Source organism: Stenotrophomonas sp. PE591 (assembly GCF_018320795.1).
Lineage (GTDB): Bacteria > Pseudomonadota > Gammaproteobacteria > Xanthomonadales > Xanthomonadaceae > Stenotrophomonas > Stenotrophomonas maltophilia.
Genome location: NZ_JAAOKO010000004.1, coordinates 180,258 through 204,247, shown reverse-complemented (window position 1 = coordinate 204,247; position 23,990 = coordinate 180,258). Strand labels below are relative to the sequence as shown.

The 23,990-nt window shown below is 66.7% G+C and carries 20 protein-coding genes; 6 read left to right on the top strand and 14 right to left on the bottom strand.

Annotated elements, in window-relative coordinates; genetic code table 11:
• Positions 1-32 precede the first annotated feature (32 nt).
• Positions 33-569 carry a peroxidase-related enzyme gene (locus JLDANKMP_RS12835; protein WP_212561316.1) on the top strand — a complete coding sequence of 179 codons (537 nt, stop codon included), beginning with the start codon at positions 33-35 and terminating at the stop codon, positions 567-569.
• A gap of 374 nt (positions 570-943) precedes the next feature.
• Here the strand turns inward: JLDANKMP_RS12835 and fdhD are convergent, their stop codons facing one another.
• The gene (fdhD, locus tag JLDANKMP_RS12830; RefSeq protein WP_212561315.1) at positions 944-1,783 is read right to left on the bottom strand and encodes a formate dehydrogenase accessory sulfurtransferase FdhD; all 840 of its coding nucleotides are present in this window, start codon (positions 1,781-1,783) and stop codon (positions 944-946) included.
• Between the two features lie 244 nt (positions 1,784-2,027).
• Between fdhD and JLDANKMP_RS12825 the strand changes: the two genes are divergently transcribed.
• Positions 2,028-4,310, top strand: a complete 2,283-nt coding sequence (locus tag JLDANKMP_RS12825; protein WP_212561314.1) for an FdhF/YdeP family oxidoreductase — start codon at positions 2,028-2,030, stop codon at positions 4,308-4,310.
• Positions 4,311-4,328: 18 nt separating this feature from the next.
• Here the strand turns inward: JLDANKMP_RS12825 and JLDANKMP_RS12820 are convergent, their stop codons facing one another.
• Positions 4,329-5,330: a DUF4034 domain-containing protein gene (locus JLDANKMP_RS12820; protein WP_343237740.1), complete on the bottom strand. Its 1,002-nt coding sequence runs from the start codon at positions 5,328-5,330 to the stop codon at positions 4,329-4,331.
• Between the two features lie 651 nt (positions 5,331-5,981).
• Here JLDANKMP_RS12820 and JLDANKMP_RS12815 point away from each other — a divergent pair.
• The gene (locus JLDANKMP_RS12815) at positions 5,982-6,518 is read left to right on the top strand and encodes a DUF411 domain-containing protein (RefSeq protein ID WP_212561312.1); all 537 of its coding nucleotides are present in this window, start codon (positions 5,982-5,984) and stop codon (positions 6,516-6,518) included.
• Between the two features lie 122 nt (positions 6,519-6,640).
• Here JLDANKMP_RS12815 and blaL1 read toward each other — a convergent pair whose 3' ends face one another.
• The 4 genes from blaL1 to JLDANKMP_RS12795 all read right to left on the bottom strand — a co-directional run bounded on the left by blaL1 (position 6,641) and on the right by JLDANKMP_RS12795 (position 11,482).
• Entirely contained in the window at positions 6,641-7,513 is an 873-nt protein-coding gene (gene blaL1 / locus JLDANKMP_RS12810) for a L1 family subclass B3 metallo-beta-lactamase (protein ID WP_212561311.1), read from the bottom strand.
• Positions 7,514-7,608: 95 nt separating this feature from the next.
• On the bottom strand, positions 7,609-10,038 hold the full coding sequence (locus JLDANKMP_RS12805) for a TonB-dependent receptor (protein ID WP_212561310.1): 2,430 nt from the start codon (positions 10,036-10,038) through the stop codon (positions 7,609-7,611).
• Between the two features lie 71 nt (positions 10,039-10,109).
• A complete protein-coding gene (locus JLDANKMP_RS12800) occupies positions 10,110-10,961 on the bottom strand; it encodes a FecR domain-containing protein (protein WP_212561309.1) in 852 nt (283 codons plus the stop codon).
• The gene (locus JLDANKMP_RS12795; protein ID WP_212561308.1) at positions 10,958-11,482 is read right to left on the bottom strand and encodes an RNA polymerase sigma factor; all 525 of its coding nucleotides are present in this window, start codon (positions 11,480-11,482) and stop codon (positions 10,958-10,960) included. Before JLDANKMP_RS12795 ends, JLDANKMP_RS12800 begins: the two co-directional genes overlap by 4 nt.
• A gap of 203 nt (positions 11,483-11,685) precedes the next feature.
• Between JLDANKMP_RS12795 and JLDANKMP_RS12790 the strand changes: the two genes are divergently transcribed.
• Both JLDANKMP_RS12790 and JLDANKMP_RS12785 read left to right on the top strand, forming a co-directional pair.
• Complete coding sequence (locus JLDANKMP_RS12790) at positions 11,686-11,952, top strand: hypothetical protein (protein ID WP_088429971.1); 267 nt, start codon at positions 11,686-11,688, stop codon at positions 11,950-11,952.
• Between the two features lie 9 nt (positions 11,953-11,961).
• Positions 11,962-13,134 (top strand): low temperature requirement protein A, encoded by a 1,173-nt coding sequence (locus tag JLDANKMP_RS12785; RefSeq protein ID WP_212561307.1) that lies wholly within the window; start codon positions 11,962-11,964, stop codon positions 13,132-13,134.
• 101 nt (positions 13,135-13,235) lie between these two features.
• On the opposite strand, the gene JLDANKMP_RS12780 is transcribed toward JLDANKMP_RS12785, so the two are convergent.
• The 7 genes from JLDANKMP_RS12780 to pip all read right to left on the bottom strand — a co-directional run bounded on the left by JLDANKMP_RS12780 (position 13,236) and on the right by pip (position 20,937).
• Positions 13,236-13,751, bottom strand: coding sequence for a DUF1697 domain-containing protein (locus tag JLDANKMP_RS12780; protein ID WP_212561306.1), 516 nt, complete (start codon positions 13,749-13,751; stop codon positions 13,236-13,238).
• Entirely contained in the window at positions 13,748-14,389 is a 642-nt protein-coding gene (locus JLDANKMP_RS12775; RefSeq protein WP_212561305.1) for a response regulator, read from the bottom strand. The genes JLDANKMP_RS12780 and JLDANKMP_RS12775 overlap by 4 nt, the downstream gene beginning before the upstream one ends.
• A complete protein-coding gene (locus JLDANKMP_RS12770) occupies positions 14,382-15,437 on the bottom strand; it encodes an ATP-binding protein (protein WP_212561304.1) in 1,056 nt (351 codons plus the stop codon). Before JLDANKMP_RS12770 ends, JLDANKMP_RS12775 begins: the two co-directional genes overlap by 8 nt.
• Before the next feature lie 235 nt (positions 15,438-15,672).
• Positions 15,673-16,410, bottom strand: a complete 738-nt coding sequence (locus JLDANKMP_RS12765) for an MgtC/SapB family protein (protein WP_012511185.1) — start codon at positions 16,408-16,410, stop codon at positions 15,673-15,675.
• Positions 16,411-16,441: 31 nt separating this feature from the next.
• Positions 16,442-19,201, bottom strand: coding sequence for a magnesium-translocating P-type ATPase (gene mgtA, locus JLDANKMP_RS12760; RefSeq protein ID WP_212561303.1), 2,760 nt, complete (start codon positions 19,199-19,201; stop codon positions 16,442-16,444).
• Positions 19,202-19,264: 63 nt separating this feature from the next.
• Positions 19,265-19,564, bottom strand: coding sequence for a hypothetical protein (locus tag JLDANKMP_RS12755; RefSeq protein WP_005413574.1), 300 nt, complete (start codon positions 19,562-19,564; stop codon positions 19,265-19,267).
• 425 nt (positions 19,565-19,989) lie between these two features.
• Positions 19,990-20,937: a prolyl aminopeptidase gene (gene pip, locus JLDANKMP_RS12750; RefSeq protein ID WP_212561302.1), complete on the bottom strand. Its 948-nt coding sequence runs from the start codon at positions 20,935-20,937 to the stop codon at positions 19,990-19,992.
• Positions 20,938-21,051: 114 nt separating this feature from the next.
• On the opposite strand from pip, the gene JLDANKMP_RS12745 reads away from it, so the two are divergent.
• The gene (locus tag JLDANKMP_RS12745) at positions 21,052-21,717 is read left to right on the top strand and encodes a TraX family protein (RefSeq protein WP_212561301.1); all 666 of its coding nucleotides are present in this window, start codon (positions 21,052-21,054) and stop codon (positions 21,715-21,717) included.
• A 77-nt stretch (positions 21,718-21,794) separates the two neighbouring features.
• On the opposite strand, the gene JLDANKMP_RS12740 is transcribed toward JLDANKMP_RS12745, so the two are convergent.
• Entirely contained in the window at positions 21,795-23,990 is a 2,196-nt protein-coding gene (locus tag JLDANKMP_RS12740) for a TonB-dependent siderophore receptor (protein ID WP_212561300.1), read from the bottom strand.

Below are 23,990 nucleotides of genomic sequence, written 5' to 3'. Positions count from 1 at the left end.
CAATTCCGGGCGCTTTCCCAAGGAGATCCACCATGTCCCGTGTCCCCCTGATCGATGCCGCCAACACCACCGCCGACCGTCAGGCCCTGCTGGGCCAGGTCCACGCCGCCTTCGGCGCCACCCCGGCCATGTTCCGTGCCGTAGCCAACTCGCCGGCCGCGCTGCAGAGCATGTGGGGTTCGTTCGGCGCGCTGGGCGGCGGTCGCCTGTCGCCGCTGCTGGGCGAGCAGATCGCCGTGGCCATTGCCAACCGCAATGCCTGCGAGTACTGCCTGGCCGCGCACACCGCGCTGGGCCGCAAGGCCGGCGCCAGCGGCGAGCAGATGGCCGCCGCGCAGATCGGCCAGTCCAGCGATCCGGCTACCGCCGCTGCACTGGACTTCGCGCTGAAGGTGGTCGAGCAACGAGCGCAGATTGCCGATGGCGATGTGCAGGCGTTGCGTGCGGCTGGCTTCGATGATGAGCAGATCGTTGAGATCCTCGCCCACGTCGCGCTCAACCTGTTCACCAACTACATCAACGTAGCATTCGACGTCCCGGTGGACTTCCCGAAGGTCGCGCTGCGCTGAGATCTGGCCTGGCCCGGGTGGCAGTGGTCGCCCGGGCCGGTCTGATTGGAGCCGACCGGGTAGAGTCGACTGTCAGTCGACTATCGCGCGCAGCGCGGGGTTTTCGGGGGGGCTGAACGAAGAGCAGTCGACTGACAGTCGACTCTACAACGTAGCGTTTGACGTGCCGGTGGACTTCCCGAAGGTGGCGTTGCGCTGAGATTCGGTTCGGCCCGGGTGGCAGTGGTCGCCCGGGCCGGTCTGAATGGAGCCGACCGGGTAGAGTCGACTGTCAGTCGACTATCGCGCGCAGCGCGGGGTTTTCGGGGGGGGGCTGAACGAAGAGCAGTCGACTGACAGTCGACTCTACCCAGTCGACGACTACCCAGTCGATGCTACTTGTCGTCTGCCTGCAGCCGCTCGGGATGGGTATACACATTGAACCCGCTCTCCCGCGCGAACCCGACCAGGCACAGGCCGGCGCTGCGGGCCAGGTCGATCGCCAGCGCGGTCGGCGCCGAAACCGCCGCCAGCACGCTGGCTCCCGCACGCGCTGCCTTGCTCACCATTTCGTAGCTGGCCCGGCTGGAAATCACCAGCAGCCCACCCTCGATCGTGTGTTCATTGTGATGCAGGGCGCCGATCAGCTTGTCCAGTGCATTGTGGCGACCCACGTCCTCGCGTACCCAACCGATGCGCCCACTGGCGTCGGCCCAGGCCGCGGCGTGGACCGAACCGCTTGCCGCATTCATCGGCTGGTGCTGCGCCAAGGTCGCCACCGCCCGCTGCAGGGCGGTGGCGGAATAGCTGCGGCGTTCGCGGATCTGCGGCAGCGGTCGCAGCACTTCTTCCAGCTGGCGCGTGCCGCACAGGCCGCAGCCACCACGGCCGGGCAGCAGGCGCCCATTGGCGGGGTCCAGATCGGCACCGGGTGCCTCCTCGGCCACGGTCATCTGCAGTTCGATGCCTTCCAGCTGTGGGCGGATGTCGATCGACAGCAGCTGCGAGGGCGTAGCAATCAGTCCCTCGCTGAGCGAGAACCCAAGCGCAAAGTCCTCCAGGTCGCAGGGCGTGGCCATCATCACCGCGAAGGCGGCGTCGTTGTAACGCAGCGCCACCGGCACTTCCTCGGCCACCACGTCGACCAAGGGCTGTCGCCCCTCGCTGCGCCAGCGCTGCAACGGGCGCTGCGCCGTGCCGGCAGGCGGGGTGTGCGGTGGGGTCGAATCAGGCATGCAGCGCGTCCGGACAGGGGAGATGCGCAGGTGGTGGACCACCCACGCCATCGAGAATAGCGCAGTGGCCATGCGCTGACGCAGGTGTAACCGTTGTCATGGCAGGCTGCGCTGAAAACAGCGCGCACCCACTGGCGAAGCCGTGCAGGCCGTGTTTGACTGTGGGGCTGGCTGTGCGTTCGAAAGCGCCGCCGGACCGCGTTGTGCCCATTGTTGCTGCGTTCCTCCCGTCAGGTTCCCGAACATGTCCGAGCAGAAGCCGCCGCGTTACAAGCCCTACAACCAGCCCGCCGGTGGTTGGGGTGCCGCCGGAGCCACCGCCAAGGTGCTGCTGCAGCAGAGTGTGATCGGCAAGGGGTCGAAGGCGTTGCTGGCGATGAATCAGCCCGGTGGCTTCAAGTGCCCCAGCTGCGCCTTCCCCGATGCCGACGAACGCAAGAAGCTTGAGTTCTGCGAGAACGGCGCGAAGGCACTGGCCTGGGAAGCCACCCAGTTCCGTGCCGGTCGTGAGCTGTTCGCCCGGCATACCGTTACCGAGTTGATGGCGCAGACCGACTACTGGCTGGAGATGCAGGGCCGGTTGACCGAGCCGATGCGCTACGACGCGGCCACCGATCACTACGTGCCGTGCAGCTGGGACGATGCCTTCTCACTGATCGGCCGCCACCTGCAGGCGCTGGACAGCCCGCACCAGGCCGAGTTCTATACCTCCGGACGCACGCCCAACGAAGCGGCGTTCCTGTATTCGATCTTCGTGCGCGAGTTCGGCACCAATAATTTTCCGGACTGCTCGAACATGTGCCACGAGCCGACCAGCCGCGGCCTGCCGCCGGCCATCGGGGTGGGCAAGGGCACCATCGTGCTGCAGGATTTCGAGCACGCCGAGGCGATCTTCGTGATCGGCCAGAATACCGGCACCAATTCACCGCGGATGATGAGCAACCTGGTCGAGGCGCGCAAACGCGGCATTCCGATCGTGGCGGTCAACCCGATGCCCGAGCGCGCGCTGATCCGCTTCGCCGAGCCGCAGGACATGGTGCAGATGGCCACGTTCGGTTCGACCGAGATCACCAGCGAGTTCGTGCACATCCGCATCGGCGGCGACCTGGCCCTGATCAAGGGCATGATGAAGGTGATGTTCGAGCGCGAGGCGCAGGGTGAGCGTGTGCTCGACCATGCATTCCTCGCCGAACACACGGTGGGCCTCGAGGCGCTGCGCGAAGACGTGATGGCGCAGGACTGGGACGAGATCGTGCAGGTGTCCGGCATTTCGCAGGCGCAGATCCGTCGCTGTGCGGAGATCTACATCCGCTCCAATGCCACCGTGATCTGCTACGGCATGGGGCTGACCCAGCACCAGTACGGCTCGCGCCTGCTGCAGCAGGTCGCCAACCTGCTGTTGCTGCGTGGCAACTTCGGCAAGCCCGGTGCTGGCATCGGGCCGATCCGGGGCCATTCCAATGTGCAGGGCGACCGCACCGTCGGCATCGACGAGAAGCCCAAGCCGGCCTATCTCGACCGCGTGCAGCAGGTGTTCGGTTTCGACCCGCCGCGCGAGCATGGCCACCATGTGGTCGAATCCATCGAGGCGATGCTGGAGGGCAGTGCCAAGGTGTTCATCGGCCTGGGTGGCAACTTCATCCATGCGGTGCCCGATACGCCGCGCGCGTACGAGGCAATGCGTGGCCTGGACCTGACCGTGGGCATCGCCACCAAGCTCAACCGTGGGCACCTGGTTCATGGCCGCGATGCGCTGATCCTGCCGGTGGTGGCGCGCTCGGAGCGCATCGTCACGCCGGCCGGCGACCAGTTCGTCACCATCGAGGACGCGATGTCCAATGTGACCGCCTCGCGCGGCGTGCTCGAACCGGTCAGCGCCGATGTGTTGCCCGAGGTCGAGATCGTCTGCCGCATGGCGCTGGCCACGCTGCCCGACAGCAGGGTTGACTGGGCCAGCTGCATGCACGACTACGCATCCATCCGCGAGCTGATTGCTGCGGTGTATCCGGAGATCTACACCGGCTTCAACGAGCGCATCCAGCAGCCACACGGTTTCCATCTGGACATTCCGCCGCGCCGCCGGGTGTGGCCCACGCCGAATGGCAAGGCCAACATCCTGGTGATGCCTGGGCTGGACGTGGACGATCCCGTACATGATCCGGACATGCTGCGCTTGGCCACGGTGCGCTCGCACGATCAGTACAACACCACCATCTACAGCTACAACGACCGCTACCGCGGCGTGTACAACGATCGCATGGTGCTGTTCATGAACATCGAGGACCGGCTGGCACGCGGGCTGGAGAAGGAGGCGCTGGTCAGCCTGGAGACGATCAGCAGCGATGGCGTGCAGCGGCGCGTCGAGGGCCTGACGGTGCTGGACTACCCGATGCCGCGCGGCGCGCTGGCCGGCTACTACCCCGAACTGAACCCGTTGTTGCCGCTGGACTACTACGATCGGGTCAGCGGTACCCCAGCGGCCAAGTCGATCCCGGTGCGGATGAGTGCAATGGCGGCGGTCGCCTAGCAGTGAATGAATCCAGTCCTATGGGCCTTCGGCATGTGGGTTGGGTTCATCCAGAGCAAAGGAGCAACGGAAATAGTTGGCCGTATCCCGCCAAGCGCCAACGATCGGTTCCTGGATCTGCGCCAGCAGTTCACGGGCCTTGACGGGATCATTGGCCTGGCAGGCGAAGTACGCGAATGATTGCAGGTTCCATGGCGAGGGATAACGTGACAGCACGTCTTCGAAGCCGCGTTTCATGGTCGGCCAGTTCACTTTCGAATCGGTGAACAAACGGTCCTCGTACTCCCGCTGCGAGGCAACCCAGTAGATACGGGCGTACAGCATGTATTGGTCCTGCGGTGGGGCCGCGGCCATGACCCTGCGAGCATAGGCTTCCAGGCCAGCCGGATCGCCGCCCCACTTCGGAGCGAAATAGCGCACGGCAGCAAAGTAGAGCGGGAAGTAGCCCGGATAGCGCGCGATGCCTTCGTCATGCAATGCGAAAAAGCGGTCTGCATCCCAACTCTGTTCGATCGCCCGGTGTTCCATCGACTCGTACCAGTACGGGTCCGTGCTGGCGATGCCCTTGTATTTCAGCAGGTAGTCAACGGCCTGCTGCTGCAGCGCCTTGAACGGTGCCCAGTCCTCTTCCTTCACCGTATTTGCATAGCCGGGGCCGCGGATGCTCCAGCCTTGGCGGCTGAGCATCTCAGCCATGGCCAGGCGCGCCGACGGCGACCTGGGGTAGCGCGAGATCCACGCCTGCACGAGCTTCTCGCGACCCTGCCAGTAGGCCGGGTCACGGTTGCTCATGCTGAAGGCATAGCCGATGCCTACGTAGTACGCCGAAAGCTTCCAGACACCACTGCTGAAGTAGCGATCCGTATCCCGGTAACGACTGGCGAGTTGCTCCAGTCTGGCGAAATCCTGCTTCTCCAGCAGTTGCTGTGCCTGCCGGGAGACTTCAGCGCGTTCGCTTGCTTCATCTTCGCTTGGTTCTTTGGCGTGGGTGATGGTCGCGCACGACAACAGCAGCACCACAAGCAGTGTTCGCATGAATCCATTCATGAGGGGAACTCCGTGTCGGGGACAGGGGCAGGGGCGTGGCAAGGCAGGGTGGCACGATTGCCATCTCGCCATAGCAAGGGGCGTCGCGCAAGTCGACCGCGTGGTTGTCAAGCTGTCAGGGTCGTTGCCAGCCCACTGAGGGCGCCTGCATCGGCTATCATCGGCGTGTGAACCTGCCTGGCCTGCTGCTGCGTTGGATGTTGCTTGTCGCCCTGGTGCTGAATGCACCGGCGCTGGCGCTCGCTGCATCTTCGTACAGCGGGCCGTCCAGCCAGGAGCATTGCGCTGCACCGCACTCAGCCGCGATGGCTGCGGCCGGCTGCTGCGATGATGCGGCCCCGGCGGCCTGCCAGAGCGGTGAGTGCGAATGCCCGCCGGCCTGTCTTGGCATGCTGGCGACATTGAACGGAACACCGGCCTCGCCCTGGCGCGAGGCGCCTGTTCCGGCCAATACCCAGCAACGCGCACCGCCGCCGATACTCGATCCGTTGCGGCCCCCCATCGCGTGATTTCCTGCAGGCCTCACGCGCCTGCCGTAGCTGCTCGACTTCTTCTCGACTCTGCCCGCGCCTTCGATGCGCGGGCGGCGGGCTACGTTGCCCGCCTCTGCAAAGGAATCACTCAATGAACCGTACTCTCTCCCTCGGCCTGCTGCTGGGCACCGTGCTGGCCACCACCGCCTGCGCTCGTGCCGCCGAAGAATCCTCCGCGGCACCGGTCGCCAGCGAAGCACCGGCACCGGCCCAGGCCAGCCCGGCCAAGATCGATCCAGCCTTGCCGGTCGCCATCGTGCACAAGACCGCCAGCTGCGGTTGCTGCGGCATCTGGGTCGACCACCTGAAGGCCGCCGGCTTCCAGGTCGATGTGCGCGACACCGATGACATGAATCCAATCAAGGTCCGCTTGGGCGTGCCGGTCGGCAAGGCCTCCTGCCATACCGCCGAGATCGGCGGTTACGTGATCGAGGGTCACATCCCGGCCGAGGACATCAAGCGCCTGCTGGCCGAACGCCCGGCCGCGCGCGGGCTGGTGCTGCCCGGCATGCCGGCCGGTTCGCCGGGCATGGAAATGCCGGATGGCTACGTGCAGCCGTACACCGTCGAGCTGGTGCGCAACGATGGCATCACCGAACCGTTCGCCCAGCACGGGCAAGGTGGCTGACAGCCAGTGGTGGTGCCGGTCGGTCTGACCGGCACCTTTCCTCGCGGCCGACTTGCTCTTTGCAGAGTCGAGCCGTGCTCGACTGCTCTGCGGCTCCGTCGAGCAAGCTCGACGCTTCGGAATCAGCGGGTCCCGGCCGTTTCCCTGGCCAACTGCGCGTCGAACTTCTTCTCGGCCGCATCCGCGTAGGCGTTGCAGGTCAGTGCCTCGGCGCTGGCCTTGCTGCCGACGGCGTAGTTCCAGTTGCTGGCGCCCGGATGCGGGGTGAGCAGCAGATCGCAGGGCAGCGCCCGTACCGTTGCGAAGCTGCGCTTGTAGTCCTCGATCAAGCGCGGATAACGGGGATTGCCCTTCAGCTGGTAACCCGGTGCACTCAGGCTGTCGGCGTAGGCGATGCGCACCGGCTTCCCATCGCGGGTGTCGGTCCAGGTCCAGGCGGTGCTGCCCGGGGTGTGCCCCGGCATGAAGTGCGCGGTGAATGCGATGCCGCCCACCGTGACCACTTCGCCATCCATGATGATGCGGTCGGCGCTGGCCGGCGGATAGGTGATGCCGTCGCCAAAGTGCAGGTCGTTGCTGCCGCCGCGCGCCAGCAGCACCGCCGTTTCTGCATTGGCCGCCAAATGCGCGCCGGTGCGACGCTTGAGCTCGGCGACCGGGCCGGCGTGGTCGGCATGCGCATGGCTGAGCAGGATCAATCGCAGGTCCTGCGGGGCCACGCCGCGCAGCTTCATGTTGTCCAGCAGGTGACCGGCCATCTGTGGCATGCCGCCATCCAGCAGCACTGCGCCCTCGGCGGTCTGCACCAGCAGCGCGGTCAGGTCCTCGGTGCCGATCTGCCAGGTGTGGTCGGCAACCTGCAGCGGCGCTATCGGCTGCAGCCAGGACGCATCCACGGTATAGGCCCGCAGTTGTGGCAGCGGTGCCTCGGCGGCGCTGGCGTGGGCGGCAGGAAGAGCGACGGCCAGGGCGAAGGCGAGCAGGGTAGAACGCATGATTCACGTCCGCTTGAAGGAGGCCCAGAAACTAGCATGGGCCTCCTTCATCGCGTCTCGCATAGATTTCATGGCTCCCATAAGGACGCCATGGATCAGTACCGGTACTGCCATCCCAGCGTCAGCACCCGGCCGCGGCCGGAGAAATAGCTCGGGTTCGACGGCGTGGTCTGCGAGTAGTAGCTGATGTACTGCTTGTCCGCCAGGTTCTGCACGCCCAGCGTGAAGGCATGCTTGCCCAGCGTATAGCGCGCGACCAGATCCACGGTGGTGTAACCCTTGAACTCGGCCACCCGCGCGCCACGCAGGACGAAGTCGCGGTCGAAGGCATGGCTGGCCTGCAGTCGGGTGCTCAGCTGCGGCGTCCAGCTCTGTTCCCAGAACGCGGTCAGCCGGTTCGGTGCGATGTTGACGCCGGCCAGGTCGCTGTCGAGGCGACCGTCGATGTTGGCGTCGTAGCGGCCGTTGGCGCGTGCATAGCCCAGTCCGAGGTGGCTGTTGCCCAGCCGCAGGCGCAGGTTGCTTTCAAAGCCTTCCACGCGGGTGGCCTGGCGCTGCACCGCATAGGCATCGATACCCGGATCGTAGATCAGTACCGAACCCAGCTTGGATTCGGAGGTGTAGTAGGCAATGTCACCGCTGAAGCGGCCATCGTCGTACTCCAGGCCGATCTCGCGGTTGTCCGACACCACCGGTGACAGGTCGATGAGGCTGTCCACGCGCTGGCCGTCGCGGTTGATCGCGCGCAGCACGCGGCCGACGTCGGCCACGGTGTAGCCTTCCGAATACGAGGCATAGGCGTTGAGGCGATCGTTGATGTACCAGACCGCGCCGAAGTTGGGCAGGGTCTCGCTCATGGTCGGCTTGCCACCGGCCACCTTGCGTGCGCCGTAACGGGGCAGGGTGGTGTAGTCGCCTACTTCCAGCTCGCCCTTTTCGTAGCGCAGGCCGCCGGACAGCATCAGGTGATCGGTCGGCCACCAGTGCAGCTGCAGCAGCGGTGACAGGCTCTGGTAGGTGGTCTGCGGCACCCAGTTCATGCCACTGGCCAGCAGCACCTGGTGGGTGCGGTCGCGCAGGCCGTCCAGGCCCAAGGTCACGTCCAGCGTGGTGTCGGCGATGCGGCTCCAGCTCTGGGTCAGCTTGAAGCCGCGCTTGTCCGATTCGTTCTGGGTCTGGTCCCAGGCGGCATTGGCGCCGGTGTTGCCCCACGGGTCCCATTGGCTGGCACCGTAGCGGCCTTCGAAATCCACCGCGAAGGCCTGCGCCTGGAAACGGCCACCGAGCAGGTCGGCGGCGCTGTAGTCCAAGGTGAGCGAACGCGAGCGGTTCATCGGCGGATCGAGCGGCGTATCGCCGGGAACCGAAATGGTCGGGCGACCGGTCCGGTAGTCACCGTTGATGGCCAGGTAGTTGTCCAGCCCGCGCAGTTCGTAGCGGTTGGCCATGACCTGCAGGCGGTGGCCGTCGGCAATGTTCCAGCCCAGCTTGGCAAATACGTTCGATGAGGTCGAGTCCATCAGTTCGCCCTGCGCGTTGGTGCCGATCGATCGGCCCTCGCCGTCGTGGTACAGGCCCTGCTTCTCATAGGCCAGGCCAGCGACCAGGTCGAACTGCTCGCCGCGCACGCCCACCAGGGCCGAGCCGCGCTGGCCATTGTCGTCGTGGCGGCTGGGCACGGCAGCGCTGTAGCTGACATTGGTGTCGAGCAGGAACGCGCCCGGCTCATTGGGCGCACTGCGGGTGATGATGTTGACGATGCCGCCGGTACCGCCGATGCCCTGCAGCGCGTTGGCACCGTGGATGACCTCGATGCGTTCGATCATCGCCGGGTCGATGGTGTGCGAATCACGCGAGCCATCGCGCAGCGGCGTGGACTGCGGCACGCCGTCGACCATGTACAGGATGCCGCGGCCGCGCATGGTTTCGCCGTAGTTGGACATCTTCTCGCGCGCCGGGGCAAACGCCGGGATCTGCGACGACAGCACCCGCGACACATCCGAGCCCAATGCCAGCTGCTGGGCGATGTCCTCGCGGGTCAGCACCGTGATGGTATTGGGCATGGCGGTCTCGCCCTGCGGCATGCGCGCGGTCGAGGCCGAGACCGTGACGCGGGCCAGCGACGTCGTCGAGGCGGATGACGGCGCCGATGATGCGGCCCGGGCCGGGATGCGCGGCTTCGCCGGCGCTGGCGCGGCACTCACCACGAACACCCCTGGCGAACGTTCCTGCATCGCCAGGCCTTGGCCTGCCAGCAGCCGCTGCAGGGCCTCACGCGGGGTGTAGCGGCCATCAACAGCCGGGGCGCTGCGGCCGCTCACGCTGTCGGCGGCGAACAGCAGCTGGATGCCACTCTGCCGCGCCAGCGCAGTGAGCGAGGCCTGCAACGGGCCGGCCGGCAGGTGCAGCTCGACGGGCGCGGATGCAGCGGTCTGCGCCGTGGCGGGCAGGGCCGCACAGAGGCAGGCAGCGAGCAGGGTAGGGGCCAGCCGGCGCAGGGCGGCAGGCGGAACAGGGCGGGTCATGCGGGGGTCCTTCGGAAGGGTTCAAGCACTTGCCGGATGGGACGACGCGCAACCCACCCTCGGTGTGGCATTCAATCGCGGGCGCGCAGATGCAGGCTGCCATCGGAAGCGGTGTGCACCTGTACCGGCAGGATCTCGGGCAGCAGCGCGAGTACGGTTTCGGCGCGGTCGGCATCGAAGACGCCTGACACCTGCAGCGGCCCCAGTACCGGGTCGTCCAGCACGATGGGACGGTCGTGATAGCGCTGCAGGATGCGCAGCACCTCGGCCAACGGCATGCGGTCGAACTGCAGCCGCCCACGGGTCCAGTCGGCTCGATCCGGGTCCACCGCTTCCGGCGGAGACAACGATCCTGGCTGGGCCAGCACACGCTGCCCCGGCTTCAGGCGCTGCTCTGCGCCCCCGCCATCCACACGCACGCCCACCTCGCCGCGCCACAGGGTTACCTCGCTGAGGCTACCCTGCCGGTCAACGTCGAACACCGTGCCATAGTTGCGCACATGCACCGCCCCGGCCTCGACCTCGAACGGGCGCCAGGTCGAGTGCTGCACCTGGAAACGGGCCTGGCCCTGCACCAGCACCACCTGCCGCGATCGGATGTGCCTGCGAACCTGCAGATGGGTACCGGCGTCGAGCAGCAGATGGCTGCCATCGGGCAGGCGGATGCTGCGGCGTTCGCCCACCGCGCTCCGATAGTCGTGCACCTGCCATGCCGGGTCGGCAATGAACACGCCCGTGGCCGTGATCAGCAGCAGCGGCAGGACAATCTTCGCCGCACGTCCACCGCGACGACGCTGCAGCGCATCCGCGCTGGGCATGGGGAAGCGTTCCTTCAGGGCATCGCGATGCTGGTCCAGCACCTGGTCGGTGGTTGCGGGTTGGACCGGCGGTTGCGGTGGGGACGGCGGCGGTTGTGGGCTCATCGCAGGCCAGCCGACCGTTGGCAATCGGCCATGGCCAGGCGCAGGTGGCGCTCCACCGCCTTCTGGCCGATACCCATGCGGCGGGCAACCTCAGCCTGTGGCAGTTCGTGGATCTTGTGCAGGATGAAGACCTGCTGGCGGCGGCAGGGCATGCGTTCGATGGTGGCGCCCAATCGTTGCAGTGCCTGCTGTCCCTGCGCCTGCTGCTCAGGCCCGGGGCGCGGGCAGGCGTCATCGGGCAGCTCGGCACGCGCCTCCACCCAGTGCCGGCGCAGATCCTCGGCGCGGCAACGATCCACCGCCGTATCGTGCGCGATCCGCCGCAGCAGTGCGATGGGTTGCCGTGCATCGTAGGCGGCCGGGCGTTCCAGCAGGCGCACGCAGACATCGTGCACCACCTCACGAGCCAACCCCGGCGAGCGGAAACGGCGGCGCAGGTACTCCACCAGTTCCTCGTAATGGCGCACCAGCGAGGACACCAGCGGCAGCGCGGGAGGGGGTGGGGAAGGCAGCTGGGACATCCGGACCGGAAGCAAGGGCAAGGGGCGCGCGCGGGGGAGGGCATCCCTGCGCGATGACACAATACTAATGGGAACCGTTCGCGTTTGCCATGTGGGGCGCGGGTCGGGATTGTTCGTCGGAACTGGAAAGTGAAACCACGATCATCGTCTGGAGCGCAGAATCGGCCGCGGCTAGCCTGCAAGCAGGCTCAAGGAGATGGACCATGCACGTGCTTCTGGTGATGGTGGGTGGGGTGTTGTTGTTGGGGGTATTCCTGCTGTTCGGGCGGCTGTGGAGCGTAGGCCAGTCGCAGCTGCCCACGGCCCTGCTCGCGTTCATCGCCACCTGGCTGCTGGTGACGCTTGCCAACATGTGGGTGGGCGTGAGCAAGGCCGGCTACGCCGTGCGGGAGGAACTGCCGATCCTGCTGCTGGTGTTCGCGGTGCCGGCCCTGCTGGCTGGACTGCTGTACTGGCGCCTGGCGCGCTGAAGGACGGCCATGAGCACACGACTGAGACTGCCTGCCCTGCGCCAGCGCGATGGGCACCACGCCCGCGTGACCTACGAAGAGCTGTTCTTTGATCTGGTCTACGTCTTTGCGGTTACCCAGCTCAGCCACCATCTGCTGCATCACCTGGACCTGGTCGGGGTGATGCAGACGCTGGTGCTGTGGTTCGCGGTCTGGCTGGGCTGGCAGTACGCCTGCTGGGTCAGCAACTGGTTCGATCCCGAGGCGCCACGCATCCGCAGCCTGCTGTTCGTCACCATGTTGCTGGCGCTGCTGATGTCCTCGTCCATTCCCGAGGCCTTCGCTGAACGCGCCTGGGTCTTCGCGGGGGCGTACGCCACCATGCAGGTCGGGCGCACGGTATTCGTGCTGCTGGAGGTCGGTCGCAGCCATCCGTTGGCGCCCAATTTCCGACGCATGCTGGCGTGGGTGAGCGTGTCGGCCTGCTTCTGGCTGGCGGGCGCCGCCGCCGAGGGCAACCTGCGCCTGGCGTTGTGGGCGGTGGCGGTGGCCTGCGAATACATCTCGCCGATGTTCGGTTTCGCGTTTCCGGGCCTGGGCCGGTCGCACACCCGCGAGTGGACCATCGAAGGCGGGCACCTGGCCGAGCGTTGCCAGCTGTTCGTCATCGTCGCACTCGGCGAGACGCTGCTGGCTACCGGTGGCGTGCTCAGCGAGGTCGAGCAGTGGAGTGCTGCGGTGGTGTCTGCGGTGCTCGCCACCTTCGCCGGCACCATCGCCATGTGGTGGCTGTATTTCGGCATCTCAAGCCGAGACGCCACCGCGGCGATCACCCATTCCGAGGACCCCGGGCGGATGGGCGCCAATTTCCACTACGTGCATGCGTTGCTGATCGCCGGCATCATCGCCACCGCGGTGGGCAACGACCTGGTGATGGATCACCCGGAAGCGGCGGTGACGCCGGTCTATGCAACGGTGCTGGTCGCCGGGCCGTTGATCTACCTGCTTGGCAGCGCCCTCTACAAGCGCGTTGTGTACGGGCGCGCCCCGTATTCGCATCTGTTCGGTGCCGTGGCGCTGGTCGTGTTGGGCGTGGTCTTGCCGCACACCCATCTGCTGGCCGCTGGCTGGCTGACCAGTGCGGTGCTGCTGGCCGTGGGCTTGATGGATACGCAGTTGAAGCGTCGCCTGAAGCGGGCGTGATCCGTTGCGTCAGCAAAGCGCTCCAGCCGCCATCGAACGCAAGCGCTGAGCAGTCGATTGACACTCGACTTCAGCACCGCTGCACAAGAAATGCTGGCAGGCTAGGCCAGCGCGGCGGCCATCGCTGCAAGCTTGCCCACCGTGTTCATGTTGCGGGCAGTGCCTTGCTGGGCATAGGACATCCGCAGGCGCGAGTCGGCCATGCCGGCACCGTAATGAACGAAGATCTCGCGCGTGCCGAGTGCAAGCTGTTCATCACTCCGGCCGGTCACGCCGTCCAACGGATCGGCGGGGAGGCTGGCATCGAGGAACAATGCCACCACACGGTTACCGGCGGCCTGCGGAAACGGATTGCGCGCCACCACGTCGGCGATCTCGCTGGCCGATCGCACCAGCACGCCTACCGGCTTGCCGGCGTAGGCCTGCAGGCGTCGGGCGAGGGCCTCCCGCACGGCGGCTTCATCAAGCCCGCTGCGGAATACCGCGTTGCCACTGGCGATGTAGGTGCGGGTGTCGGAAAAGCCGGCGTCCTTGCACATTGCCACCAGTTCGCGCATCGGCAGCTTGCCGGTGCCGCCGACGTTGACCGCGCGCAGCAATGCGACGTACGCGTTCATGCCGTGCCCGTCTGCAGGCGGTCATACATCCGCACCAGATCGACCAGGGTGCGCGCGCCCATCTTGCGCATCACCTGCGCGCGGCGCACCTTCACCGTGATCTCGCTGACCCCGAGGTCGCTGGCAATCTGCTTGTTGAGCCGGCCGCGTACCACGCCATCGACCACCTCGCGCTCGCCGGCGTTGAGGGTGTCCCAGCGCAGTTGCAGTGCGCCGAGTGCCTCGCCGTCGCGGCGGCGCTGGCGGTCGATCTCGATGCCCTTGTGGATGGCATCGAGCAGCTCCTGGTCACGGAAGGGCTTGGTCAGGAACTCGATGGCACCGTCCTTGATCGCGTTGACGCCCATCGCAATGTCGCCGTGGCCGGTGATGAACACCACCGGCAGCTGCAGGCCGTGGCTGCCCATGGTGCGATGGAATTCGAGGCCGCTCTGGCCGGGCATGCGCACGTCCAGCACCAGGCACGCTGGCGCGTCTTCCAGGTCGTGTTCGAGGAAGGCCTGGGTGGAGGCGAAGGCCCGCACCTGCAGGCCCATCGAGGCCAGCAGGTCTTCCAGTGCGGCGCGCACCGACGGATCGTCGTCGACCACGTAGACGATGGGCGCTGGGTCGATGGCTGGGGCAGCGGGCTTACGCATGTTGAACGTCCGAGGCGATGGGCAGGTCGAACACGAAGCAGGCACCGCCGCCTGCCGGTCGTTCGGCGCGGATCTGGCCGTCATTGGCTTCGATCATCGAACGGCTCAGGCTGAGGCCCAGTCCCAGCCCATGTGACTTGGTGGTCCAGAATGCATCGAATACACGCTCGGGATGATCGGCGGGCAGGCCCACGCCCCGGTCGCGCACGCTGAGACTGACCTGCTGGCCGTCACGCCGGGTCAGTAGTGACAGGCGACGGTCGGCAGTGGGCACCGCTTCCATTGCATCCACTGCATTGAGGATCAGGTTGCCGATCACCTGCTGCACCTGCACGCGGTCGGCGTGTACCGGCGGCAGGTCGGCGTCCAGCAGCAGCGCCACGGCCACGCCGTGCTGGTCCAGCTCGCTGCGCGACAGCGCCAGCATTTCCTCCACCGCCTGGTTCAGGTCGAAGGCGCGTCGTTCCGGTGCCGCGCCCTGGGTCAGGCCGCGGATGCGGGCGATCACGTCACCGGCGCGGTGCGCGTCGGCCAAGATGCGGGCCACGGTCTGCCGGGCCTTGTCCACGTTCGGCGGGTCCTGTGCCAGCCAGCGCTGGCAGGCTTCGGCGCTGCTGGCGATGGCGGCCAGTGGCTGGTTGACTTCATGGGCGATGGAGGTGGTGAGCTCGCCTACGGTGGAGGCGCGTGCCACCCTCAGCAGGCGGCCCTGCGCTTCCTGCACGGCGGCCTTGGCCGCTTCCATGTTCAGGGCGAGATAGGTGGTGATGCCGATCACCAGCATGCCGATGACCGAATTGACCAGGCCGATGCGGTAGGTGCCGAAGCGGGTCAGGAAGAAGCTCAACCCGGTCAGCGCGATGCAGGCGATGGCCAGGGTGATGAGCCCGCGCGCACCCAGCACGCGCGACGCCGCGAGGATGACCGCTGCGTAGAAGCAGGCAGCGGCAACCGCGTAATCGGTGACGGTGTCGATCAGGAAGATCGCCGCCATCACGACGATCAGGGCCAGCAGCACCAGCGGGCGGCGGGGCGACAGCGATGGCATCGGGGAGCTCCCTGGCGTGGGGGAAAAGGATAGCAAAGCCGGCATTGGTGGATGCCGACCTGGGTCGGCGTGCTCTTGTGCTGTGGGTGCCGGCTCCTGGTAGGTGCCGACCGTTGGTCGGCACAGCAATTGAATGGCGGGGGCGATGAGGGTTTGTGCCGACCAACGGTCGGCACCCACCAAAGCGATGCACGGTGCGTCCGGGGATCATGGGGTTGCCGGCCAGCGGCCGGCACTACTCCTCCAGGCTGGCGTTCCAGAAGCCCTGCAGCACACCGGGCGTGGTCGCCAGGGTGGCCAGCACGGCATCGAGCTCACCGGCATCCACCGTGGTGGCATACAGCACCGCTTCGATCTCCACGTCGCGCTCGCCGAACGGGCGCTGGTCCACCGCGCGCACCGGGTAATGCGCCTGCTCAAGCAGCAGCAACAGCTGGTCCAGCACCTCGGCCTGCTGCTCGCGCTGGCAGACCACGTTGATCGCATAGGTCGCCTCGCTGAACGCTTCCGGCAGCGGCTGCCGCTGGATGCGGTTCACCACCGGCCGCAGCAGGGTATTGGCGGCCAGCACGAACACCGCTGCCAACACCGCCTCCGGCAGCAGCTTGATGCCGGCACAGGCGCCCACCGCCGCCGATCCCCACAGGGTGGCGGCGGTGTTCAGGCCGGACACCTGCGCGCCGTCCTTCATGATCGCGCCGGCGCCGAGAAAGCCGACGCCGGAGATCACGTACGCAACCACATGCAGCGGCGAGGGTGGTCCGCCGTACAGATCATGGAAGCGCACGGCCAGATCGACGAACACTGCCGCCCCCACCGCCACCAGCGTGTTGGTACGCAGGCCGGCGGTGCGTTGGCGCAGCTGCCGTTCCAGGCCAATGACCGTGCCCAGCACGAACGCCACCGACAGGCTGATCAGCGAGCTGAGCGTGGCCCCGGCGTTGAACGCCGGCAGGTTCGGATTGATGTCCATTGTGTTTCTCCCTGGACAAAGCGGCGGGCGCCTACTGCCAGCCGTAGCGACGGATGTAGAACTTCTTCAGCGCGGTGGTCAGCACCGCATAGCCGAACAGGATCGCCACCAGGAACGGCCAGTAGCCAGCCGGAAGCGCCTGCAGCTTGAAGTAGCCGGCCAGCGGGCTCATCGGCAGGGCCACGCCGATTGCCATGATCAGGCCGGTCATCAGCAGCAGTGGCGGCGCGGCGATGCTCTGCAGGAACGGTACCTTCGGCGTGCGGATCATGTGCACGATCAGGGTCTGGGTCAGCAGGCCGACCACGAACCAGCCGGACTGGAACAGGCCCTGGTCGGCCGGCGTGCGTGCATCGAACACGTACCACATCAGCGCGAAGCAGCTCAGGTCGAAGATCGAGCTGATCGGCCCGAAGAACACCATGAAGCGGCCGATGTCCCCCGGGTTCCACTTCAGCGGCTTGCGTACCAGCTCCTCGTCCACGTTGTCGAACGGAATAGCGATCTGCGAGATGTCGTACAGCAGGTTCTGCACCAGCAGCTGCAGGGGCAGCATAGGCAGGAACGGCAGGAAGGCCGAGGCCACCAGTACCGAGAACACGTTGCCGAAGTTGGAGCTGGCGGTCATGCGGATGTACTTCAGCATGTTGTTGAACGTGCGCCGGCCCTGGATGACGCCTTCCTCCAGCACCATCAGGTTCTTTTCCAGCAGGATGATGTCGGCGGCCTCCTTGGCGATGTCCACCGCACTGTCCACGCTGATGCCGATATCGGCTGCGCGCAGCGCCGGCGCATCGTTGATGCCGTCACCGAGGAAGCCGACCACCTTGCCCTGCGCGCGCAGCTCGCGCACCAGTCGCTCCTTGTGCAGCGGCGTCAGCCGGGCAAATACGCGATGGTGGTGCAGCGCCCGCGACAGCGCGCCGTCGTCCATGCGCTCGATCTGCGGGCCGGTCAGGATGGTGTCGGCGTCCAGCCCTACCTGTGCGCAGACACGGGCGGTCACCAGTTCGTTGTCGCCAGTGAAGACCTTGACCTCGACACCGTGTGCGGCCAGCGCCTGCAGCGCCTGCGCAGCCGACTCCTTCGGCGGGTCCAGGAAGGCCACGTAGCCAACCAGGGTCAGGCCGCATTCGTCGGCCTGCGAATAGGTGGTCTGGCTGGCAGCGGTCTCCTTCATCGCCACCGCCACCACGCGCAGGCCCTGCTCGTTCAGTTCCTCGGTGGTCTGCCGCACGCGGGCCAGGCGCTGCTCGTCCAGCGGCATGTCCTGGCCGTTCTCGCGCACGGTGCTGCACACCGCCAGCATCTCCTCTACCGCCCCCTTGCAGATCAGCTCGTGGTGGTCCTCGCGCTCGGACACCACCACCGACATGCGGCGGCGCTCGAAATCGAACGGGATCTCATCCACCTTGTGGTAGTCCTGCGACAGCCGCAGCGAACTCTGCAGCTCCACGTGCTCCAGCACCGCGCGGTCCAGCAGGTTGATCAGCCCGGTCTGGAAGTGGCTGTTGAGATAGGCGAACTTCAGCACGTCTTCCGAATCGTGGCCGAACACATCGGTGTGACGCTCCAGTGCGATCCTATCCTGGGTGAGGGTGCCGGTCTTGTCGGTGCACAGCACTTCCATGGCGCCGAAGTTCTGGATCGCATCGAGGCGCTTGACGATCACCTTGCGCCGCGACAGCAGCACCGCGCCCTTGGCCAGGGTGGAGGTGACGATCATCGGCAGCATTTCCGGCGTCAGGCCCACCGCCACCGACAGCGCGAACAGGAACGCCTCGGTCCAGTCACCCTTGGTCCAGCCGTTGATCAGCAGCACGAACGGCACCATCACCAGCGCGAAGCGGATCAGCAGCCAGCTGACACTATTGACGCCGGCCTGGAATGCGGTCGGCGCACGATCGGTGGCCGTGCTGCGCTGGGCCAACGTGCCGAAGTAGGTGCGGTTGCCGGTGGCCAGCACCACGGCGGTGGCCGTGCCGGACACCACATTGGTGCCCATGAACAGCAGGTTGTGCTGTTCCAGCAGGCCGGCCAGGCCATCGCCCGGGTGCGCGAACTTTTCTACCGGCAGCGACTCGCCGGTCATCGCCGCCTGCGCCACGAACAGGTCCTTGGCGGTCAGTACGCGGCAATCGGCCGGAATCATGTCGCCGGCCGACAGCACGATGTGGTCGCCGGGCACCAGCTCACGGATCGGCAGGTCCAGCAGGCGAGCGGGGCGACGGCTGTGCAGGTGCGCGCCGAAGTACTGGTCGGCCACATCGGCGGCCTCGGTACCGGGATTGCGGCGCAGCACGCGCGCGGTATTGCCGACCAACGCCTTCAGCCGCTCGGCTGCACGGTTCGAACGCCCCTCCTGCACGAAGCGGATCAGCGTGGACAGCAGCACCATCGCACCGATCACCACGGTGGCCTTGATGTCCTCGGTTAGCCAGGACACCGCCGCCAGCACGGTCAGCAGCAGGTTGAACGGGTTGCGATAGCACTGCCACAGATGGCGCCACCACGGCAGCGGCCTTTCGTGATCCACCTCGTTGGGGCCGAGCATGACCAGTCTCTCCTCGGCCTCATGCGGGCTGAGGCCATCGGCATGCGACTCCAGTGTGGCCAGCAGCTCGGCTTCCTCCTGCTGGGCGAGGGTAACCAAGCCGGTGGTGAGCGCGAACGGCGCGGCCTCGGCGCTGCCCGGACCGAAGCCGGCTTCGGGCATCGCACGGCGGCGGAACAGGTTGCCTGCGCGACGGCTGCGCAGGAAGGCGTTGAACCAGGCGTTGAGCAGGCTCATGGGACGCTCCTCGAATGTCAGAGCCGGCCGCAGCCGGAACACGAACGGAATGGGTGAGACAGTTCAGGCGTGGCGCATGGCCAGCACCGCCGGCGACCACGGCTGCATGTGCAGGCGCTGGCTGCCGCCGATGCATAGCGGCTTCATGGCATCGCGCAGGGGATAGGGCAGGTGGCGAAGCACGGTGATGCGCTCGCTGATCGGCAGCAGCGACAGCGCGTCGGCCACCACGCGCGGCGAACCGAGCGACAGCGAACGGGCGAACATGACCGGGCCGTGCTGCAGCAGCTGGCTGCGCAGGGCGGCAACATCGCGCTCGCCGATCAGGCGGCGCAGGGTGATGTAGAGGATCTTGTAGGACATGGGGGCGATCTCCAGGCAAGCGGCGCCTGGCGGTCCCCCGTCACTCAGGCAGGCAGGGACCGGCGGGCAGGCGCCAGGAACAGGCGGATTGTGGGCATCGGGGGCGCGGTGCGCCCGGCAGGGTCGGGGTCCATCTGCGTCTCCATGAGGGGAGGGTGCCGGCCAGGGTTGCCCTGGCCAGTGCCGCTATTGTCCGCCCCTGAATGGGGCTGGCCTAGAGGCTCGTGGGTTAGCTGGGCTATACCTTGGTATAGCTGGGTGGTGTGACTGGCACCTGATACCCGGCCCCGTAGAGTCGACTGTGAGTCGACTATCGCGCGCAGCGCGGGCCTCGAAGCAGTGTCGCCAACAGCAGTCGACTAACCGTCGACGCTACTACCCTCGCACGGTGGGATGCCGGCCAGCGGCCGGCACTACCCACCTGTTCAGAAGCGGTCGGCAAAGGCATCTGTCGCGCGCACGAGCGCGTCGACCGTGGCCGGCTCGTTGGCGCTGTGGCCGGAGGTCACCATCTCCAGGCGCGCTTCCGGCCACGCCTTGGCCAGGTCCCACGCGCTGCGCGGCGGACAGATGATGTCGTAGCGTCCCTGCACGATCACGCCGGGCAGGTGGCGGATGCGATCAATGTTGCGCAGCAGCTGGTCCGGTTCCAGGAAGATGCCGTTGCGGAAGTAGTGCGCTTCAATACGGGCCTTGGCCAGCGTATCCAGCGGATCATCGGTGGATTGCGCATCCACGTCGTGCTGCAGGGTGGCGGCGTTGTCTTCCCAGCCCAGCCAGGCCTGCGCGGCTTCGATGCGGGTTGCCTCATCCGGGCCATCCATGCGCGTCCAGTAGGCCGCAATCATGTCGCCACGTTCGGCGTGCGGAATATAGGCCTGATAGCGGTCCCAGCGCTCCGGGAAGATCCAGCGCGCACCCCCATCGGCCTCGGCGAACCAGCGGTTCTCCATTTCGCGGCCGAGGAACACGCCACGCACGATCAGGCCGGTGGCGCGCTCGGGATGCGCCTGCGCGTAGGCCAGTGACAGGGTCGAACCCCAGGAGCCGCCATAGACCAGCCAGCGTTCGATGCCCAGATGCTCACGCACCTTCTCGATGTCGGCCACCAGGTCCTGCGTGGTGTTGTCGCGCAGTTCGCCGAACGGCGTGGAGCGGCCGCTGCCGCGCTGGTCGATCAACACGATGCGGTAGCGCGCCGGGTCGAAGAAGCGCCGATGGGTCGGCGAGATACCGGCGCCCGGGCCACCGTGCAGGTACACCACCGGAATGCCCTCCGGCGTGCCGCACTCTTCGATATGAAGCGTGTGCAGATCGCTCACCGACAGGGTGAATTCGCGGTAGGGCTCGATGGCCGGGTACAGGGTGCGCATGGCGGGTGTCTCACAAGCAGGGGCGGCCAGCATAGCGCCGCCACCTGCGGCTTGCAGCCGTGGCCTCCTGCGTGGCGCTGGAAATGCGCTGGCCGATGCGCATAAGCTTCCGCGATGCAAGCGACCACGACCGGGACGTCCACGTTCAACCTCACCCTCGGCAGCGGCGCGCGCGAGCTGCTGAAGTGGATCGCGCTGCTGGCCATGACCGGCGACCACGTGGCCAAGGTGGTCTTCGGCGGCTACGTGCCGGTGGTCAGCGAACTGGGGCGTATCGCCTTCCCGCTGTTCGCGCTGGTGATGGCCTGCAACCTGGCCCAGCCGGGCGCCGACCTGCGCAAATCGATTCGCCGGCTCGCGCTATGGGGGCTGATCGCGCAGCCATTGCACGCACTGGCGTTCGGTTCCTGGCTGCCGCTCAACATCCTGCTCACCTTCACCCTGGCGGTGGTGGCCGTGCATGCGCTTGCGAACAATCGGCCTGTGCTGCTGTTGCTGGCTGCCGGCGTGCTGCCGATGTTCGTGGACTACCAGTGGGCCGGTGTTGGCGCCGTGCTGCTGGCCTGGATCGCGTTCCGGCATCGGGCGTGGTGGATGTTGCTGGTTGGGCTTGCAGCGGTGTGCGGGGTCAACCACAACGGCTGGGCAGTGCTGGCTGTTCCGGTGGTCGCGCTGGCGACGCGGGTGCCGTGGCAACTGCCGCGCTGGCGCTGGGTGTTCTATGGGTACTACGTGGGGCATCTGGCGGTGCTGGTGGTGGTGGCGCGCGTGCTTTCGTGATCAGTGCGTGCGTGGTCGTGCCTTGTGTCGGTAGATCCACGCCAGGCGTGGATCCCGTTGACAGTTTGTCGTCCGGCTCAGAAATCCATCGTCGCAGAGAGCAACACCGTCCTCGGCGCACCCAGCGCCAGGCTTGAAAGCAACGGCATGCCCCAGTACGCCTTGTTGGTCACGTTGTTCACGCTGGCCCGCAGCGCAAGCGGTCGACCCGCCACGGTGGTGCTGTAGCGCGCGCCCACGTCGAACAACGTACGCCCCGGCACCGACAGGCTATTGTCGGCACTGATGTACTGCTTCGACATCGCCGTGGCATTGCCGGTCAAGGTGAGGCCCTGCAAGGTCGGCACATCCCATTCCACGCCCAGCTTGGCCTGCCGCTGCGCCACGGCGGTGGCGATGCGTCCTTCATTCACGCCGCCGGCCGTGCGGGTCAGCTTCGGCTGCACATAGGCCACGCCACCGAGCAGGCGCACGCCGTCCATCGGTGCACCGAAGAAGCCCCATTCCACGCCGCGGTTACGTTGTTCGCCACCAAACGAGAAGATATTCGTGACCGGATCGGTGTAGCTGCTCGGTCGCTTGATCTCGTACACGCTGAAGGTGTGCGCGAAGCTGCCCAGGTCCAGCTTCAGGCCCAGCTCCTTCTGCTTGGTGCGGAACGGTGCGAACACATCGCCGGCGTTGGCTGCGGTCATCGGCGCGGTGGCACCCTGGCTGAGGCCTTCGACGTAGTTGGTGTAGAGGGAGAGCGTGTCGGTGGCTTTCACCAGCAGGGCTGCTGCCGGGGTGGTGGCGCTCTCGTCGTAGCGCGAGGTGCGTGCACCGGTAGCGACGCTGAAGGTCTCGCTGACCACCTGCTGGCGACGCACACCCAGCGTCAACTGCACGCGCTCATCGGCGAAGGAGAGGCTGTCGGCGACGCCGATGCTGTCCAGCTTCAGCTCGGTATGCGAGATGTGCGGTGCCACGAACGGCGCGGCCGGGCCCCACACCGGGTTGTACAGATTGGTGGTCCAGTCCCAGCCGGGCACGCTGCGCCGGCCGTAGTCGTTCTGGGTGTGCTGGTAATGGGTCACGTTGGCGGCCCACTGGTGGCCGACGCTGCCGGTGTGGAACGAACCGCGCAGGCCGGCATCTCCGGACTGCTTCTTGATGTCGAAGGCGAGCTGGCCGATAACCGTGGTGAAGTCGCCGGCTGGATTGAGGATCTGTGCGCTGATCGAGCCGTTGTAGCGGTAGTCGGTCTTGGTGGTGCCGTAGGCCAGGTAGGCCATCAGACTATCGTTGATATCCAGCTCGCCGCGCAGCATCGCGCCCTTGTCCTGGCTGTCCACGTAGGCCCAGTCCGGGTTGATCAGCGTATCGCCGCGTGGCGGACGTGGAATGGCGACGCCCGGTGCCAGGCCGACGCCACGTGCCGGGCCGTCAACGCGGTCGTCGGCGCTGTACAGATCGGCCGACAGCCGCGCACGTTCGCCGCGCCAGTCCAGTGCCAGCGAACCGAGCTGTACCTTCTTGCGCTGCTTGCCGACGGCGCCGTCACCATCACGGTAGGCACCGTTGAAGCGGATGCCGAACTGCTTGTCGGCACCGAGGCGGCGACCCATATCCACGTGGGTGCCGAACTGCGCATCGGAGGCGAAGTTGGCACTGACCCGCAGCAGCGGTTGCTCGCTTGCGCGCTTGGGCGCCAGGTTGACGCTGCCACCGACCGAACCGCCCGGCGGCATGCCGTTGAGCAGCGCGGACGGACCCTTCAGCACTTCGATGCGCTCGAACATTTCCGGCGAGGTGCGATAGTACGGCGCCATGCCGCTGAGGCCATTGAACGTGGTGTCGCTGGTGTTGGAGGCGAAGCCGCGGATCGCGTAATTCTCGCTCCAGGAACCGGTGACGCCGTTGCTGAACACCGTGGGGTCGGTAGCGGCGATGACGTCGGTCAGGTCCTTGGCCTGGCGATCGCGGATGAAGGACTCGGTGTAGCTGACCGTACTGAACGGCGTGTCCATGAAGTCCTTGTCACCGAGCAGGCCGACGCGGCTGCCGGCAGCCACTTGCCCGCCCGCATAGTCTGCGGTGACCCGGCGCTGTTCCTGCACCTGCACGGAGGGTAGGGTAGACGGTGCGGTGTCGGCCAGCGCGGCAAACGAGGCCAGCAGCCCCAGCGCGAGGGCTGACATCCGGTAGCGCAGGGGCATGCCTGGCGGATGCATCAGATCGGAGAATGCGGCGGCAGCACGATGCTGTGCAGAAGTGAAGTTGTAAACGGTCAT

Bases quoted from the DNA above. Each gene is read 5' to 3' on its own strand.
- JLDANKMP_RS12765 (WP_012511185.1), bottom strand. From the start codon at position 16,410: ATGGACATCAATCCGAACCTGCCGGCGTTCAACGCCGGGGCCACGCTC.
- JLDANKMP_RS12770 (WP_212561304.1), bottom strand. From the start codon at position 15,437: ATGCCATCGCTGTCGCCCCGCCGCCCGCTGGTGCTGCTGGCCCTGATC.
- JLDANKMP_RS12775 (WP_212561305.1), bottom strand. From the start codon at position 14,389: ATGCGTAAGCCCGCTGCCCCAGCCATCGACCCAGCGCCCATCGTCTAC.
- mgtA (WP_212561303.1), bottom strand. From the start codon at position 19,201: ATGAGCCTGCTCAACGCCTGGTTCAACGCCTTCCTGCGCAGCCGTCGC.
- pip (WP_212561302.1), bottom strand. From the start codon at position 20,937: ATGCGCACCCTGTACCCGGCCATCGAGCCCTACCGCGAATTCACCCTG.
- JLDANKMP_RS12800 (WP_212561309.1), bottom strand. From the start codon at position 10,961: ATGAGCCCACAACCGCCGCCGTCCCCACCGCAACCGCCGGTCCAACCC.
- JLDANKMP_RS12740 (WP_212561300.1), bottom strand. From the start codon at position 23,990: ATGACCGTTTACAACTTCACTTCTGCACAGCATCGTGCTGCCGCCGCA.
- JLDANKMP_RS12785 (WP_212561307.1), top strand. From the start codon at position 11,962: ATGAGCACACGACTGAGACTGCCTGCCCTGCGCCAGCGCGATGGGCAC.
- JLDANKMP_RS12745 (WP_212561301.1), top strand. From the start codon at position 21,052: ATGCAAGCGACCACGACCGGGACGTCCACGTTCAACCTCACCCTCGGC.
- JLDANKMP_RS12755 (WP_005413574.1), bottom strand. From the start codon at position 19,564: ATGTCCTACAAGATCCTCTACATCACCCTGCGCCGCCTGATCGGCGAG.
- blaL1 (WP_212561311.1), bottom strand. From the start codon at position 7,513: ATGCGTTCTACCCTGCTCGCCTTCGCCCTGGCCGTCGCTCTTCCTGCC.
- JLDANKMP_RS12825 (WP_212561314.1), top strand. From the start codon at position 2,028: ATGTCCGAGCAGAAGCCGCCGCGTTACAAGCCCTACAACCAGCCCGCC.
- JLDANKMP_RS12835 (WP_212561316.1), top strand. From the start codon at position 33: ATGTCCCGTGTCCCCCTGATCGATGCCGCCAACACCACCGCCGACCGT.
- JLDANKMP_RS12805 (WP_212561310.1), bottom strand. From the start codon at position 10,038: ATGACCCGCCCTGTTCCGCCTGCCGCCCTGCGCCGGCTGGCCCCTACC.
- JLDANKMP_RS12815 (WP_212561312.1), top strand. From the start codon at position 5,982: ATGAACCGTACTCTCTCCCTCGGCCTGCTGCTGGGCACCGTGCTGGCC.
- JLDANKMP_RS12795 (WP_212561308.1), bottom strand. From the start codon at position 11,482: ATGTCCCAGCTGCCTTCCCCACCCCCTCCCGCGCTGCCGCTGGTGTCC.
- JLDANKMP_RS12780 (WP_212561306.1), bottom strand. From the start codon at position 13,751: ATGAACGCGTACGTCGCATTGCTGCGCGCGGTCAACGTCGGCGGCACC.
- JLDANKMP_RS12790 (WP_088429971.1), top strand. From the start codon at position 11,686: ATGCACGTGCTTCTGGTGATGGTGGGTGGGGTGTTGTTGTTGGGGGTA.
- fdhD (WP_212561315.1), bottom strand. From the start codon at position 1,783: ATGCCTGATTCGACCCCACCGCACACCCCGCCTGCCGGCACGGCGCAG.